The following is a 14,290-nucleotide window of genomic DNA, read 5'->3' as shown; positions in this document are numbered from 1 at the left end:
AACTTTCACAGCGGGAGACAAGGAAACGACATGAGCGATATCCATCTGACTTACATCAACGGCAAGGACATCGCGAAGCTGGCGATGACCGACCAGGAAATCCTCGACGCGGTCGAGCAGGGGCTGCTGGCGCAGGGCAACAACGAGACCGTGATCGAGCCGCGCGTGCACCTGATCCCGGACCCGGCATTCAACGGTCACTTCAATGTGCTGCGCGGCTACGTGGCGCCGCTCGGGCTGGCCGGTGTGAAGATCGTGGGCGACTACGTGGACAACTACAAGCTCGGCCTGCCGTCGGAGATGGCGATGCTCAACCTGTTCGATCCGCGCACCGGCATGCCCGTGGCGATGATCGATGCCACCTTCATCACGGACGCGCGTACCGGCGCGGTGACCGCGCTCGGCGCCCGGCACCTGGCGCGCCGCAACAGCAAGGTGCTTGGCCATATCGGCGCGCGCGGCACGTCGTACTGGAACGTGCGCCTGCTCGACAGCATCTTCGAYTTCGACGAGATCCGCGTGCATTCGCGGCGCCCTGAGAGCCGCGATGCATTCGCCGCCAGGCTGGAGAAGGATCTCGGCAAGAAGATCATCGTCACCCAGGACTGGGAATCGTGCGTGCGCGGTGCCGACATCGTGGTGGAGGCGTCGCGGCTGGAGAAGCCCACGCCACTGCTAAAGACCGAATGGATCAAGCCGGGCGCGTTCGTCGTGCCGTACGGGACCATGAGCGCCGTCGAGTTGTCGCTGACCGACATCATGAACAAGCTGGTGGTGGATGACTGGACCCAATGCAAAGGCGGCATGTTCGGCTCGCTGCGCGCGCATGTGGAAGCGGGCAAGTTGTCAGAGCAGACGCTCCATGCCGAGCTTGGCGAAATCGTCGCCGGCCGCAAGCCGGGACGGCAGAGCGACGACGAGACCAACCTGTTCTGGCATCGCGGCCTGTCGCTCAGCGATATTGCGCTGGGGCACGCCATCATGAAGAAGGCCGAGCGCATGGGCATTGGCCAGCGGCTCGTCTACGCATGATTGCCAACGCGCGCATGTATGCGGTAGCCGCGCCCGTGGCACAGGCGTGGCGGGACCTGTTCGCGTACGTGGGCGAGCGAGCCGGCGTGGCATGGACATATATCGAGCATGCCGCGCCGGCGCCGGTCAGCGAGCTGTGGGCGCGGCCGGACTGCGGCTGCGTGTTCATGTGCGGCTTCCCGTATGTCAGCGCCGGCAGCCGCCATCGGCTGCTGGCCGCGCCGGTGCCGTCGCTGCCGCGCTATGGTGGCAGACCGGTGTACTTCACCGAGTTCATCGTGCGCGACGATGCGGCGTTCGCCACGCTGGAGCAAGCCTTCGGCGGCCGGCTGGCCTGCATGCTGCCGGAGTCGAACTCCGGCTACAACGCGCCGCGCCACTACCTGATGACAGAGGCCGCCGCCGGCACCGGCACGCTGTTCCGGCCGACCCGGGCGCCCACGCCAACGCCGCGCCAGGTGATCGACGCCGTGGTCGGCGGAGAGGCGGCGGTCGGCGTGGTGGACAGCTATGTGCTTGATCTGCTGCGCCTGCACGAGCCCGCGTTGATGGCCAGGGTGCGTAGCGTTGCGGTCACCCCGGCCGCGCCGATCCCGCCGCTGGTGGCCTCGCCGCAGGCCGGTGCCGATACCGTGGCGCGGGTGCGCCCGGTGTTGCTGGACCTGCATCGTGACGCGGCGTGCGCGGGCTGGCTGGCGCAACTCAGGCTGTCGCGCTTCGCGCCCGTCGAAGCCCCGGACTACGCCGTGCTGGCACGCTACGCCAGCGCGGCCGACCAGGCTGGCTTCGAGCTGACCGGCGCTCCGGCCGACACGAGCAAGGAGCACCGCGAATGATGGCGACGAACCCGGCCGGTGCCGACCTGCCGCTGCACGGCCTGAAGGTACTCGATTTCTCGCGTGTGCTGGCGGGCCCGTTCTGCACCGCGATGCTCGCCGACGCGGGCGCCGAGGTCATCAAGGTCGAGCCGTTCGAGGGCGACGACTATCGGCACATGGGCCTGCAGGTCGACGGGCAAAGCGCCAACTTTGCCTTCGTCAACCGGGGCAAGCGCAGCCTGCGGCTGGACCTCAAGCATGCCCATGCGGACGCCGTGACCGAACGTCTCGCGGGCTGGGCCGACGTAGCCATTGAAAACTTCAAGCCGGGCGTGGCCGACCGGCTCGGCATCGGCTATGCGCGCCTGGCGGCGATCAACCCGGCACTGGTCTATTGCAGCATCTCCGGCTTCGGCCAGGCCGGCCCGTGGTCGGACCGGCCAGCCTACGACACCATCATCCAGGCGCTCAGTGGCCTGATGGATGTCACTGGCGCGCCGGAAGGCCAGCCCACCATGATCGGCGAATCCATTGCCGACGTGGCCGCCGGCATGTTCGCTTCGTGGGGCGTGATGGCGGCGCTGTGGCAGCGCACGCGCACCGGGCGCGGCCGGCATCTCGACGTGGCGATGTACGACTGCCTGCTCAGCATGATGCCGACGCTGGTATCGCGCGTGGTGGCCGGCGGCGCAGCCGCCGTGCGGGTGGGCAACCGGCATGCCAATTCGGCGCCGTTCGGTGTGTTCCATGCCGCGGACGGACCCTTTGTGCTGACGGTCGCCAACAACCGCCTGTTCGACAAGCTGGCGCAGGCGATGGCCCAGCCCGCGCTGGCAAGTGATCCGCGCTTTGCCACCAACCGGGCGCGCAAGCAGAACGAAGACGCGCTGGCCGCGATGATCGAGGCCTGGGCCCGGGACATGACGGTGGCGCAGGCGGTAGGGCGCCTGTCCGCGTTCGGCGTGCCGGTTGCCCCGGTGCAATCGGTGGCCGCCAGCGTAGCCAGCGAACACGTACGCGAGCGCGGATTGATCGTCTCGCGTGAAGGCGCCGGCGGCAGCCGGCAATGCCACGTGGAGCAGCCGGTGCGGTTCGGCGCATTGCCGCGCGGCCACTCCGATCCGGCGCCGCCTTTGGGCGCCGATTCGCGGGCCATCCTGCGCGAACTGGGCTTCGGGACCGAAGCGATCGAGGAAATGCACGAGCAAGGAGCGATCTGATGGAAGCGCAAGCCAAGTCTGCGGACCAGTATGTCGATGACGACAGTTTCGAAGGCATGCTGGCCGCCACCACGCGCTTCGTGCGCGAGCGCCTGATGCCGCTGGAGCCGCAGGTGGAGGAGCGCGACGAGGTACCCGAAGAGATCGTCGGGGCGATGAAGGAGATGGGCTTCTTCGGCTTGTCGATCGCGCCCGAATTCGGCGGCAGCGGCCTCAACGCCGAACAGCAGGCGCGCTTCCAGATGGCGCTGAGCCTGAGTTCGCCGGCGTTCCGCTACGTCTACAGCTCCAACCTGGGCATCGGTTCGCGGGGGATCTCGCTGGACGGCACCGATGCGCAAAAGGCGGAGTTCCTGCCGCGCCTGGCCAGCGGCGAGCTGGTCGGCGCCTTTGCGCTGACCGAGCCGGACGCCGGCTCCGATGCCGGCAGCCTGACCACGCGCGCGGAGCGCAGGGGCGGCGACTACGTGCTCAACGGGGCGAAGCGCTTCATCACCAATGCCACGCGCGCCGACGTTTTTACCGTGATGGCGCGCACGGATCCTCAGAGTCCGGGCGCATCCGGCATCAGCGCGTTTATCGTCGACCGGGCCAGCGCCGGGCTCAGCGTCGGCAAGCCCGAGAAGAAGATGGGACATCGCGGCTCGCAGATCGCGGACGTGGTCTTCGATAACGTGGTCGTGCCGGCCTCGCGCCTGATCGGCGCAGTGGAGGGCAAGGGCTTTCGCACCGCGATGAAGACGCTCGACCATGGCCGCATCAATATCGCCGCCATGGGCGTTGGGATGGCGCAGCGGCTGCTCGACGAGGCGGTGGCCTATGCGGGAACGCGCCGGCAGTTCGGGCGTGCCATCATCGACTTCCAGCTGGTGCAAGCCATGCTGGCTGACTCGGAAGCCGAGATCCAGGCCGCGCGTGCGATGACGCTCGCCGCGGCCAGGCGGATCGATGCGACGGGCACGGCGGTGAAGGACGCGGCGGCGGCCAAGTACTTCTCGTCGGAGATGCTGTGCCGCGTTGCGGACCGCGCGATGCAGGTGTTCGGCGGCGCGGGCTATGTGGCGGACTATCCGATCGAGCGGATGTACCGGGACGCCCGCCTGCTGCGGCTGTACGAAGGGACGAGCCAGATCCTGCAGATCGTCATTGCGCGGGCGATCGGCAATGAGCACGGTTTTCGCGTGGCCTGACCACGGCGCGGGACAGATTCTTCGAGTTTCCGAATTTGTGAATGTCTGACTGAAGGGGAGAATGTTCGATGATGAAGCGATTCCTGATGACCCTGCTAATGGCCGGCCTGCCGATGCTGGCCAGCGCGCAGGCCTATCCGTCCAAGCCCGTGCGGCTGATCGTGCCGTTTCCGGCCGGCGGCCCGGCCGATGTGCTGGGACGTGTCGTGGGCGAGGGCTTGTCCAAGGCCTGGGGCCAGAGCGTGCTGGTGGAGAACAAGGCGGGCGCGGCCGGTACTATCGGCGTTGACCAGGCGGCCAAGGCCGCGCCGGACGGTTATACGCTGGCCCTGGTGCCGGTGGGCAACATCGCCGTCAATCCGTCACTGTTCCGCAGCCTGCCGTACAAGCCCACGGACCTGGTGCCGGTCACCATGCTGGCCACCGCGGAAAACGTGCTCGTGGTTGGCGCCAACGTCCCCGCCACTTCCCTCGCCGAGCTACTCAAGCTGGCGGCACAGAAGCCAGGCGAGCTGACGTTCGCCTCGCCCGGGGCCGGCAGCCAGGCGCACCTGGCCGGAGAACTGCTTCAGCTTGACGCCAAGGTCAGGCTCAACCACATCCCCTACAAGGGGGTGAGCCCGGCGATGACCGACCTGGTCGGCGGCCAGGTGACCATGATGTTCGCGCAGGTCTCGTCGGCGCTGCCCTATATCAAGTCGGGCAAACTCCATGCGCTCGGCGTAGCCAGCCAGAAGCGCTCGCCGCTGATGCCCGACGTGCCCACCATTGCGGAGCAGGGCTTCCCGAAGTTCGAGGCGGTTTCCTGGTATGCCTTGATGGCTCCCGCGGGCACGCCCAAGGACGTGATTGGCCGCGTTCATCGCCAGACGCTGGAGGTGCTGGCGAATCCGGTAGTGAAGGAGAAGCTGGCCACGCTGGGCATGGAAACCGCCGGCGGCACGCCGCAGGCGCTGGCCACCACGATCCAGCAGGATAGCGCCCGCTGGGCCGGCGTGATCCGCCAGCGCCAGATCACCGTGGACTGAGCAGCAGGCGCCGCCGTGCGCCGAGTCAGACTGCCTGCTCCGTCAAAGGCCAGCCAGGATGCTGCCGCAGTATACGCCGCTCCACCCGTATATCGGGGCGCCACCACGCGTTGAAGTCGTACACATAGACGAAGCCTTCGTGTTCGCGCAGACGAAACGCGGCCAGCGTCAGTTCGTTTGCCACTGTGGAGAATTGCAGAACGTCCTCATGGGCTTCGCCGTAACGCCTGCCACGAATGGTGAACTGGTGCAGATGTTCGTCCGTCCAGCCCATGACTACCTGGATGACATTGTGCAATTGCGCGAGCGCTAAGTACTCGGGAAGGAGGACCCGCCGCCATCTCGTCATGTACCAGCCCAATCTGACAAGCCACCGGCCACCGACGCTCGTCGGCGAACCACTGCACGCGGGACGTATCGTGTCCGGCCTCTATTCCAGCCTGATGCTGCGTTCGACCATCAAGGCCGGTATCGGTATCGGCATCGGCGAGGTACCCGTGCCGCTCGGCGAGAAGGAGGGGTTGGCGCGGGTGTGGCCGGGACTTCACGCGGGTACTTGCTAAATTGCCTGCCTCGCGAAAGAGGGGGGCCTGCGGAGCCTTGCTGCAAGCGGCCCTCCGGGCAATCACCGCCAGATTTTGCGTAAAAAGTACGGATACCCCATCGGAGGGGATTTGCGCGGTCCTTACCGAAATCGCCCGACTTCTTGTCCAGGCGGGCCAGCCGCAGGTCATTGCTACCAGCGCATGCCGGTTCCCAGGGATCCGGTTTCAAAGATCACATATTGCGTTCGTTGCTTGTAGGTGGCCTCCACCCGATAATCGGCGGGCGGCACCTTGAACAGGCAGCGCGGACCGGTGGCTTGGAACGCCGCCAGCACTCTGCCATGCCGCCGCAGCCGGACATCGACTCCCGCCAGTAAGTCGCCTCGAGGACCCTCTGTGAAGATGACGCCGAGGTTGTATTGCTGTTCGAGATTGCTCAAGTGGTCCTGCTCCTCGACGCCTGTGCCGCCGCAGATATAGGTGACATTGCCCACAGTTCGCGGCGCCATCAGTTGCGGTCCCGAGGCCTGCGGTCGCATGACTGCCCGCTGCGCCTGCGACGCCGCCGCCTCCGGCTGCACGATGACAAGCAGCGGTTCCGGCTTTGCCGCCTGCGCTTGTGTAATTGAGGCCTGCGGGTCTGCGGCTTGTGGCATTGCCATGGCCGGGGTTGCTATCTCCGGCAGCATAGTCACGGCGTGAGGTTGCTGGGTCGATGCCACCGCCTGCGTCGGTGCCATCTCCACCGGCTTGGTCGCGGCCTCCGGCAACGAGGTAGCGGCCTGCGGCAGCGTAGGCGATGTCTCGGGCGACGATTGAGCTTGCGTGCCAAACGCGAGCGCTGCCGACATGACGGTAAATACAAGGCGCGCAACGGCCGGCAGGCGGGCAGTATGTGAGATTGACATGGAGCTCCCCCTTTATATTGGTGCGATAAGACTAAACCGTTGCTGCATCCACAGCTATCCGCCAGAAGTCCCATCCGTTAGTGGCGTGGCGAGCATTACCGCATCTATCATGTGTGCCGCACTCGGGCTAGACCAAGTGAGGCGACAGTAAGGGACCTCGACCTAGTTCTTCCTGTGCCGCGTTCGAACTCGCGGCCGTGGCCGAACCCGATCAAGGGGCGGGCACCCAGGCATTCCACATCAAGCGCCCCGTCGCGCGCTGCTCCGCTTCTCTGAACCGCTGCGTGTCATCAATACCGCAATCAGAGCCCGGCAGTCTGTCAACGCATTGTGCGGCTGCGGCCTCTCGATAGCATAAAGGGCTCCGAATGCGTTCAACATCATCTGCGCCATTGCCATAACCGAATCCTCCTCGACCGTGAAGTCAGATGCCACCAACGCGGCTTCCACCGGAGTCGGAAGCGACTGTGCGAGGGCCATCGTCACCGTCGGCTCGGGGACTGTCTGCGCTGTCTTCGTGGGTTCCTCATCGACATAGGTCGGCCGGCGAAGGCGGCACGGCTTGGCTTAAGTCAAAGTTTGCCTCCCGCAGGCCCCCTGGCGTCAGTGAAACCCAGTGCAGTACCGATGGGGAGCGCACCAGCCCGAGGCTGCCCTGATAGGTCCATTGGATCGGGGATGGCTGGCTGCCGCGCAATGCAATCGTCTCGGCGGACAGTTTGAGGTGAAGCAGGCGGCCATCCTGTCCGGGCGTGTACGCCATGTCGCCGACGACCGTGATGCCGGCCTCGCGCACACTTGCCGGCATGCAAGGCAATGAGGCAGTGACTTTGCCGGCGGTATCCAGCAAATGCGCGAAACCCATGCCACCATCGCTGGTGCCGACCACCAGGAAGCTGTYCAGTGCCGGCACATAGGCCGTGCCATACGTGTAGTACTTTAGTTTCTCGTTCAGCACCTGAGTGCCGGTCAATGCCGAGTCGTCTGGCCGATAGATTGCCGTCTTCAGCCTGGCGTGCTTCTCGCCGGGAATGAACTCCTGCCAAGCGAGCAAGGCTATCTCCTTCGAGCCGGCGATCAATGGCCACCACTCCCGCTTGTCGCGCGCCACATCGGTGCTGCGTAGCAACTGCCCCTTGACGTCATAAGTCTTGAGGTAGACACCGTTTCCGGTGCCCAGGTTATCCACGCCGCCCCCGTCGATCCAGTCGTCCGAGTAGAACACCACAAACGTATCCCCCACTGCCGCGACATGGCCGGAGTGCCCCCCCGACCAGACGTCGATCGATTTCGCCTGCTGCGGCTGCAGGTCCGCGCCATACACGCGATAGCGCTGGCTGACACTGTTGGCCGTATTCGCACCATCCTCGAAGGTCAGCATGATGCGGCCACCGGCACTCTGCGCCACCGAGACCGGCTCCTGCGCTTCCTTCTGCGCTATAAGCAACCGGGGCTTGCCGAGATTGGCCTGTTCCGGCTTCCATTCGGCAACGTAGATGTCATGCGACCAGTTGCGATTGCGGTCCGGCCCGCGCGGTGGCAGGCCGGAGCTGCTGAAGAACACGTAGGTGATATCCCCCGGGCCGGTCGCTGCGCCAATGCCGTGCATATAGGCGCGCTGATCGACATCTGGGCGGGCCTTGGGAGGCGCTCCCTGCCCGTCAGTGCGGCCACCACTGCTGCGGCTGTCGTTGCGCGCGCCCGCCGGCGCCCACAGCAGTACACCGGCAAGCAGCAGCGTGGCGCCGCGCATCATGGAGAACGGTCGCATCGTCACTCCACCGTGACTGACTTGGCGAGATTGCGGGGCTTGTCCACATCGGTGTCGCGCGCGCACGCGGTGTGATAAGCCAGCAACTGCAGAGGCACCACATGCAGGATCGGCGACAGCATCCCGTAGTGCTCGGGCATGCGGATGACGTGCAGCCCACGCGCGCTGCTGATCATACTACCGGCATCGGAAAAGACGTAGAGCTCCCCGCCGCGCGCCCGTACTTCCTGCAAGTTGGACTTAAGCTTCTCCAGCAGGGTGTCGTTGGGCGCGACTGTTACCACCGGCATTTGGTCGGTCACCAACGCGAGCGGCCCGTGCTTGAGTTCGCCCGCAGCATAGGCTTCGGCGTGGATATATGAGATTTCCTTCAGCTTCAGCGCGCCTTCGAGCGCGATTGGGTAATGTATTCCACGCCCGAGAAAAAGCGCGTTCTCCTTGCGCGACAGCGATTCTGCCCAGGCAACGATCTGTGGCTCGAGCGCCAGCACGCGGTTCAGCGCTGCCGGCAGTTGGCGCAACTGTTCGAGTATCAGGGCCTCCTGCAGAGCAGGCAGCAGGCCGCGCTGCCTGGCCAGCGTCGCCGTCAACACGAACAACGCCACCAACTGGGTGGTGAAGGCCTTGGTGGAGGCAACACCGATCTCGGCGCCGGCCCGGGTCAGAAAGTGCAGGTTGGCCTGGCGCATGATGGCGCTGCCGGACACATTGCATATCGCCAGTGTATGGCGATGACCAAGGGCTTGCGCGTGCTTAAGGGCAGCCAGTGTGTCTGCGGTCTCGCCCGACTGCGATATCACTAGCACGAGCGTATGGGGATTCGGCACGGAATCGCGATAGCGGTATTCGCTGGCGATCTCCACGCTGGTTTGCATCCGCGCGATCGACTCCAGCCAGTATTTGGCGGTCAGGCCGGCATGGTAGCTGGTGCCGCAGGCCAGGATCAGCACCGAATCAATGTCGGCGAATGCGTCAGCCGCCTGTGCACCGAACAGCGCCGGTGAGAACTCCTCGATGTATTCAGTCGCATCAGCGATGACGGCTGGCTGCTCAAAGATCTCCTTTTGCATGTAGTGCTGGTACGGGCCGAGGTCGGCCGCGGCTGCGTTCGCCTCCAACTCGCGTATCTCGCGGAAGGCAGGATTGCCATTACGGTCGATGATCGAGACCCCACCGCGCGCCAGCGATACCAGGTCACCCTCTTCGAGGTAGATAAAGCGCCCTGCGCTTCCAGCCAGTGCCATGGTGTCTGAAGCGAGGTAAGTACCATCGCTTCCCAGGCCTACCACGAGCGGCGATCCGGAGCGGGCGCCGATCACGAGGTCCGGCTGCTCGCGCGTGAACACGGCAATGGCATAGGCACCGTGCAACTGCTGGAGCGCTAGCTGCACCGCCTTGCACAGGTCCCCACCGCCGTCGTGGTGAAAACAGTGGTGCACCAAATGCGCGATCACCTCTGTGTCGGTCTGCGATTCGAAATCGTAGCCACATTCCCTCAGTTGCTCGCGCAGGGCTTCGTGATTTTCGATGATGCCGTTGTGCACCAGAGCGATCTCGCCACTGGAGAAGATCGGATGGGCATTTCGTGTGAGCGGCGCGCCGTGCGTCGCCCACCTCGTGTGAGCGATGCCGACGGTACCTTCCAGCAGCGTTTGATCCACCTGCTCAGCAAGGTTCGCCACGCGCGCCACGCTGCGCACCCGTCGTGGCTCACCATCCTGCAGCACGGCAAGGCCGCAGGAATCGTAGCCGCGATATTCCAGACGCCGCAATCCTTCCAGCAGGACCGGTGTCACATTACGTTGAGCAACAGCGCCGACAATGCCACACATGAAAATGCCCCGAAAAAGAATAAAGCTGTTTTAAAAAGGCCTCGCGCGACGGCCGGTGAGCCGCCCGCGCGAGGCCGATGCTCCGCTGCTGGTCAAGCCAGCTCGTGCAATGGTGCAACGTGCGAAATCAGCCCATCTTCATCGTGAAAGGCCATCAGGCTGCGACCGGTGCCCACCGAGAGCACCACATCCCGGGCCAGGTCGAGGGATGATATCGGCGCTGCGCGGGCAGGCCGCTTGGAACCCGACACTCGCTCGTCGAGGCGGCGCGCCAGTGTCCAAAACGTCAGCGTCATGCTCATGGCGAAGATGATCAACACATCGGGCATGACTTCCCTTAGCGAGAACTCAGTGCTGCCAGCAGAAGCCACACACCAGTAGATGTAGAACGCCGCCGCTGCCCAGATCGCTGCGACGAGCAAGGGGCGCACCACGCGGTACCAGAGATAGCGGCGAACCGCCTTGCCCCGTGCATGATGCTGCAGATATTGTTGCAAGGTGGCGCTGGACGCGTCGATGATTGGGTCTTTCATTTCTCACTCCTCCTCAAGAATGCTCTTCAAATTGCCCGACATAGTGGGATGCCGGCGCGGGTGACCTTGGCGGCGTGGGCTCCTCGCGGATGCCTCGGTCGGGGCTGGTCCACCTTGCCCGGGTGCGGCGCTGATGAAACAGCACGCCGGGCAGGGCGATCACCGAAGCGACCATGCTGATGGTCCAGAACGCGACCGGGTACCAGATCGTGTCTAGAAAGTAGCGCAGCAGCTTGGTGTCGTAGGGGCGATCTATGACGCAGCCAACCAGGATCTGCACGCAGCAGGTCAGAAAGAGAAAGACACCCGCGCCGCGAGGCATGCCCGCGAAGCGCCATGCCTCGGGTAGCTCGAACAAGGCGGTCGCGGCCGTCATCACCAGGGTGAAAAGCATGCAGTAGGCCCAGATCACACTGATCGAATACTCGAGGAAGATCGGCCACATCATCGGCTTACTCTTGGTGATGATGGGTGCCGCATACTTCTGCAACACCTGGATACCACCCCGGGCCCAGCGCAGGCGCTGCTTGAACAGGCCCCTGATCGTCTCGGGCATCAGGATCCAGCTGAGGGCGCGCGGCTCGAAATGCAGGCGCCAGCCATTGACCTGCAGCTTCCAGCTGATATCGATGTCTTCGGTCAGCATGTCTGGGCTCCAGTAGCCCACGTTACGCAGCGCACTTTTGCGGAACATGCAGATCACACCCGAAACGGTAAGCAAGCGGCCGTACATTTCCTGGGTCCGTTTGATCAGGCCCACGATGGACGAGAATTCGCCGACTTGCATGCGGCCCAGCAGCGAGGTCCGGGTGCGAATGCGCGGGTTGCCGGTGACGGCGCCTACTCCCGCGTCGCGCAGGAAGTGGCGCAGCATCCAGCCGATGGCCTCCGGGTCCAGCAGCGAGTCACCGTCGATACACAGCAGGTACTCGGCATCGGTCAGCATGGCCGCGGTGGTCAGCCCAATGGCCTTGCCCTCGTTGTTGTTCTGGTGGATCACCAGCAATTGCGGGTACTGATCGATCAGTTCGTTCAGGATGTCTCCGGTGGCATCGCGGCTACCGTCATTGACAGCGATGATGTTGTAGTTTGGATAGCGCAGGTTAGCCAGGTTCGCGATCACCTCGCGCACATTATCTTCCTCGTTGAAGCAGGGCACGATCACCGAGACCTTGGGGCAATCGAGCACCACGTCAGCCCGCTTCTTATGGCGTTCCTTTCTCTCGATGAGGAAGTAGTGAAGGAGGCCACCGGTCATCCACAAGTACGACATGAACAATGGATAGTAAAAGACGAAATTCGAGATCACGCTTGCCGCGTTCTTCATGATGTCCTCCCACCTAATTTATATTTGCTCTTGGTCTAGACTTTCATGCCGTTGCGCGGCCGAACCAGGTTCTGCATGGACATGACATCCCGCAGCACCGCCAGGTCAGGCTGGTTCACCATGAACTGGTCAGGGCGGTAGCCGAGATGTTTGACGCCAGCCATGCGCAAGCGCTGCATCTGCTCGCGTAGCGCGGTGCTGGCGATCGGGGCCTGGGTACGGCCGTCGAGTGTCTTCAGGGCGAAGATGGTCTTCGGCAGCGCGCCTGGATGCGCGGCCACGGCACGTGCCAGGCTCTCCAGCCAGGGCGTGGATGGCGGACCGCCGTCGGCATCGGCGTAAGCCATCAGGTTGATGAAGTCGTACTGCACGGAGAAGGCATCAATGTCCTGGGCCAGTCGCATGCTCGCGTCAGGGTGCAACACCGCGTTGGCGGGCAGGCTGCGCACGGTCAGCACATTGCCGCCGCCCTGGTAGTCCTTGACTACGTCCGCGAGTTGACGTGTGAAGTCGATCAGGTACTGGAGTTTGGCGCCCGACCATCGCTGCAGCAGATCGGGGTTGGCGCGGATTGTTGCGAGATCGCGAGGCAGACCCCAGTCGGCATAGGCGGAAAGCGCGGCTTCGCTGGCATCCTCGACATCGCTCAGGCTGGCGTCCTCGCCGAACACGATGCCGTTCAGGCTGGTGTACCTGGCCAGGTCGTAGTAGATATCGCGGATCACGCCTCGAGCGAGCGGGTCGAAGGGGCTGAGCCGTTGCCGCTGTCGCGGATCAAAGGGGGTAAGCGGTGCGCCCGGCAGCACCGTTACCAGCCGCGCAGAGGCCGGATGGCCCGTGGGCAGATTGTAGGCAAGCACAGGTAGCGCCGCATAGACCTGTACCCCGGCGCGGGTAATCAGTTGCCACGCCGTGCGCGAGAACAGGTCGGCACGCACGGGCATATGCCGATTGGGAAAGTACAGCGCCTGGGCGGTGCCGCTGCCGTCGGGATCGTAATAGGCTTGCAGATAGACCGATTTTGGCTCGAGATCCTTGATCCGGTCGATGAGGCGCGACAGCCTGGCTTCCTGGCGATCGGGATTGGGATCATACACGTCGTCGAGCGAGACATTGACCACGCGTTCGACCGGCCGGTTGTCGCCGCGATAGGCCGATTGCTGGCGGAACTGGCCCATCATGACGCCGGCATCCCAGTCGTAGGAAACCAGCAGGCGCCTGACCTTGGTCAGGGGCACCTCGGGAGTATTAGGTCCGTCGTCGAGGGTGAAGTGGACGTTCATGCCAAGCTTGTGCGATGCGCCGATCAGCGCCGCGTTGTACATGCCATAGGGCCAGACCATCGAGCGCACCTTGACGCCGGTGTTGGCCTGGATCAGTTCGGAGCACGTCTTCAGGTCTCCACCGACCCGGCTTTCGTATTCCTGCTCGGTTTCGTAGCGCTTCAGGGCGGCAAAATACATGTGCGCGCTCGCCGCAGGAAGTTCATTGCCCTGGGGATTTGCGACCGCGCCATGGTGCATATCGTGCGTGTGCGAAGCGATTTCCACGAGCCCGGACTCGGCCATTTCGCGCAGGTTGTCCCAGCTCATGAAGTAACCAGGCGCCATCACCGACTTATGGCTGATGCGAACCGGCTCATCTTGCGGTGTACTGGTCCAGCGCGACACCACGGCCACCAGGCCGGGATAGTTGTACTGCCGCAGCAGGGGAAAAGCCTTGGTGTACTGGCTCCTGTAGGCGTCGTCGAAGGTCAGCAGCACGGCGCGCGGCGGCAGCCGCGGTCCGCCGTTGCGCGATGCGATGATCTGGTCGACGCTGACCGGGTGGAAGTCATTGCCCTTGAGCCAGGCGAAGATATTGTTGAGCGTTGCGGTGCTGATGGCGCACGTGTCCGCCACCGTTCCCACATCGGCACGCAGGTCGTCGCGGATATCGTGGAACGCAAGTACGCGGAAAGTCAGCCCATCGTCGCGATCTGGTGGCGGCAGCAAGGACAGGCCGTAGCCGGCGTGCGCGCTGTGGCTCACCGACAGCGCGCCGGCGAGCCCGATGAATTTTCGACGATTAAGCTTGTTCATGATGA

Annotated in this window: 13 protein-coding genes; 6 read left to right on the top strand and 7 right to left on the bottom strand. The window is 64.2% G+C overall.

Annotation, left to right across the window (positions count from 1 at the left end; genetic code table 11):
* Positions 1 to 30 precede the first annotated feature (30 nt).
* From AC1DKD_RS07995 to AC1DKD_RS07975, 5 genes are all read left to right on the top strand, one after another.
* Positions 31 to 1,032 (top strand): ornithine cyclodeaminase family protein, encoded by a 1,002-nt coding sequence (locus AC1DKD_RS07995; RefSeq protein ID WP_441632671.1) that lies wholly within the window; start codon positions 31 to 33, stop codon positions 1,030 to 1,032.
* Positions 1,029 to 1,868 carry a phosphate/phosphite/phosphonate ABC transporter substrate-binding protein gene (locus tag AC1DKD_RS07990; protein WP_441632669.1) on the top strand — a complete coding sequence of 280 codons (840 nt, stop codon included), beginning with the start codon at positions 1,029 to 1,031 and terminating at the stop codon, positions 1,866 to 1,868. Before AC1DKD_RS07995 ends, AC1DKD_RS07990 begins: the two co-directional genes overlap by 4 nt.
* Complete coding sequence (locus AC1DKD_RS07985) at positions 1,865 to 3,070, top strand: CaiB/BaiF CoA transferase family protein (protein WP_441632667.1); 1,206 nt, start codon at positions 1,865 to 1,867, stop codon at positions 3,068 to 3,070. The genes AC1DKD_RS07990 and AC1DKD_RS07985 overlap by 4 nt, the downstream gene beginning before the upstream one ends.
* Positions 3,070 to 4,260 (top strand): acyl-CoA dehydrogenase family protein, encoded by a 1,191-nt coding sequence (locus AC1DKD_RS07980; RefSeq protein WP_441632665.1) that lies wholly within the window; start codon positions 3,070 to 3,072, stop codon positions 4,258 to 4,260. The genes AC1DKD_RS07985 and AC1DKD_RS07980 overlap by 1 nt, the downstream gene beginning before the upstream one ends.
* A 71-nt stretch (positions 4,261 to 4,331) precedes the next feature.
* Entirely contained in the window at positions 4,332 to 5,288 is a 957-nt protein-coding gene (locus tag AC1DKD_RS07975; protein WP_441632693.1) for a Bug family tripartite tricarboxylate transporter substrate binding protein, read from the top strand.
* Between the two features lie 25 nt (positions 5,289 to 5,313).
* Here the strand turns inward: AC1DKD_RS07975 and AC1DKD_RS07970 are convergent, their stop codons facing one another.
* Entirely contained in the window at positions 5,314 to 5,637 is a 324-nt protein-coding gene (locus AC1DKD_RS07970) for a plasmid pRiA4b ORF-3 family protein (protein WP_441632663.1), read from the bottom strand.
* Between AC1DKD_RS07970 and AC1DKD_RS07965 the strand changes: the two genes are divergently transcribed.
* Entirely contained in the window at positions 5,636 to 5,851 is a 216-nt protein-coding gene (locus tag AC1DKD_RS07965; protein ID WP_441632661.1) for a hypothetical protein, read from the top strand. The two genes, AC1DKD_RS07970 and AC1DKD_RS07965, sit on opposite strands and share 2 nt — an antisense overlap.
* 173 nt (positions 5,852 to 6,024) lie before the next feature.
* Here AC1DKD_RS07965 and AC1DKD_RS07960 read toward each other — a convergent pair whose 3' ends face one another.
* From AC1DKD_RS07960 to pgaB, 6 genes are all read right to left on the bottom strand, one after another.
* Positions 6,025 to 6,741, bottom strand: a complete 717-nt coding sequence (locus tag AC1DKD_RS07960) for a hypothetical protein (RefSeq protein WP_441632659.1) — start codon at positions 6,739 to 6,741, stop codon at positions 6,025 to 6,027.
* Positions 6,742 to 7,267: 526 nt separating this feature from the next.
* Entirely contained in the window at positions 7,268 to 8,512 is a 1,245-nt protein-coding gene (locus tag AC1DKD_RS07955; protein ID WP_477143169.1) for a hypothetical protein, read from the bottom strand.
* A gap of 2 nt (positions 8,513 to 8,514) precedes the next feature.
* The gene (glmS, locus tag AC1DKD_RS07950; RefSeq protein WP_441632655.1) at positions 8,515 to 10,344 is read right to left on the bottom strand and encodes a glutamine--fructose-6-phosphate transaminase (isomerizing); all 1,830 of its coding nucleotides are present in this window, start codon (positions 10,342 to 10,344) and stop codon (positions 8,515 to 8,517) included.
* Positions 10,345 to 10,436: 92 nt separating this feature from the next.
* Positions 10,437 to 10,877, bottom strand: a complete 441-nt coding sequence (locus AC1DKD_RS07945) for a hypothetical protein (protein WP_441632653.1) — start codon at positions 10,875 to 10,877, stop codon at positions 10,437 to 10,439.
* Between the two features lie 13 nt (positions 10,878 to 10,890).
* On the bottom strand, positions 10,891 to 12,204 hold the full coding sequence (pgaC, locus tag AC1DKD_RS07940; protein ID WP_441632651.1) for a poly-beta-1,6-N-acetyl-D-glucosamine synthase: 1,314 nt from the start codon (positions 12,202 to 12,204) through the stop codon (positions 10,891 to 10,893).
* A 35-nt stretch (positions 12,205 to 12,239) separates the two neighbouring features.
* Complete coding sequence (gene pgaB / locus AC1DKD_RS07935; protein WP_441632649.1) at positions 12,240 to 14,285, bottom strand: poly-beta-1,6-N-acetyl-D-glucosamine N-deacetylase PgaB; 2,046 nt, start codon at positions 14,283 to 14,285, stop codon at positions 12,240 to 12,242.
* Between the last annotated feature and the right edge of the window lie 5 nt (positions 14,286 to 14,290).

Source organism: Cupriavidus sp. 05T313, assembly GCF_056396665.1.
Note: the sequence above shows the minus strand (reverse complement) of the source record. Positions and strands in the feature narration are given on the sequence as shown.

Coding starts and splice junctions, on each gene's coding strand:
- AC1DKD_RS07990 (WP_441632669.1), top strand. CDS start 1,029: ATGATTGCCAACGCGCGCATGTATGCGGTAGCCGCGCCCGTGGCACAG.
- AC1DKD_RS07985 (WP_441632667.1), top strand. CDS start 1,865: ATGATGGCGACGAACCCGGCCGGTGCCGACCTGCCGCTGCACGGCCTG.
- AC1DKD_RS07980 (WP_441632665.1), top strand. CDS start 3,070: ATGGAAGCGCAAGCCAAGTCTGCGGACCAGTATGTCGATGACGACAGT.
- AC1DKD_RS07975 (WP_441632693.1), top strand. CDS start 4,332: ATGAAGCGATTCCTGATGACCCTGCTAATGGCCGGCCTGCCGATGCTG.
- AC1DKD_RS07965 (WP_441632661.1), top strand. CDS start 5,636: ATGTACCAGCCCAATCTGACAAGCCACCGGCCACCGACGCTCGTCGGC.
- AC1DKD_RS07970 (WP_441632663.1), bottom strand. CDS start 5,637: ATGACGAGATGGCGGCGGGTCCTCCTTCCCGAGTACTTAGCGCTCGCG.
- AC1DKD_RS07960 (WP_441632659.1), bottom strand. CDS start 6,741: ATGTCAATCTCACATACTGCCCGCCTGCCGGCCGTTGCGCGCCTTGTA.
- glmS (WP_441632655.1), bottom strand. CDS start 10,344: ATGTGTGGCATTGTCGGCGCTGTTGCTCAACGTAATGTGACACCGGTC.
- AC1DKD_RS07945 (WP_441632653.1), bottom strand. CDS start 10,877: ATGAAAGACCCAATCATCGACGCGTCCAGCGCCACCTTGCAACAATAT.
- pgaC (WP_441632651.1), bottom strand. CDS start 12,204: ATGAAGAACGCGGCAAGCGTGATCTCGAATTTCGTCTTTTACTATCCA.
- pgaB (WP_441632649.1), bottom strand. CDS start 14,285: ATGAACAAGCTTAATCGTCGAAAATTCATCGGGCTCGCCGGCGCGCTG.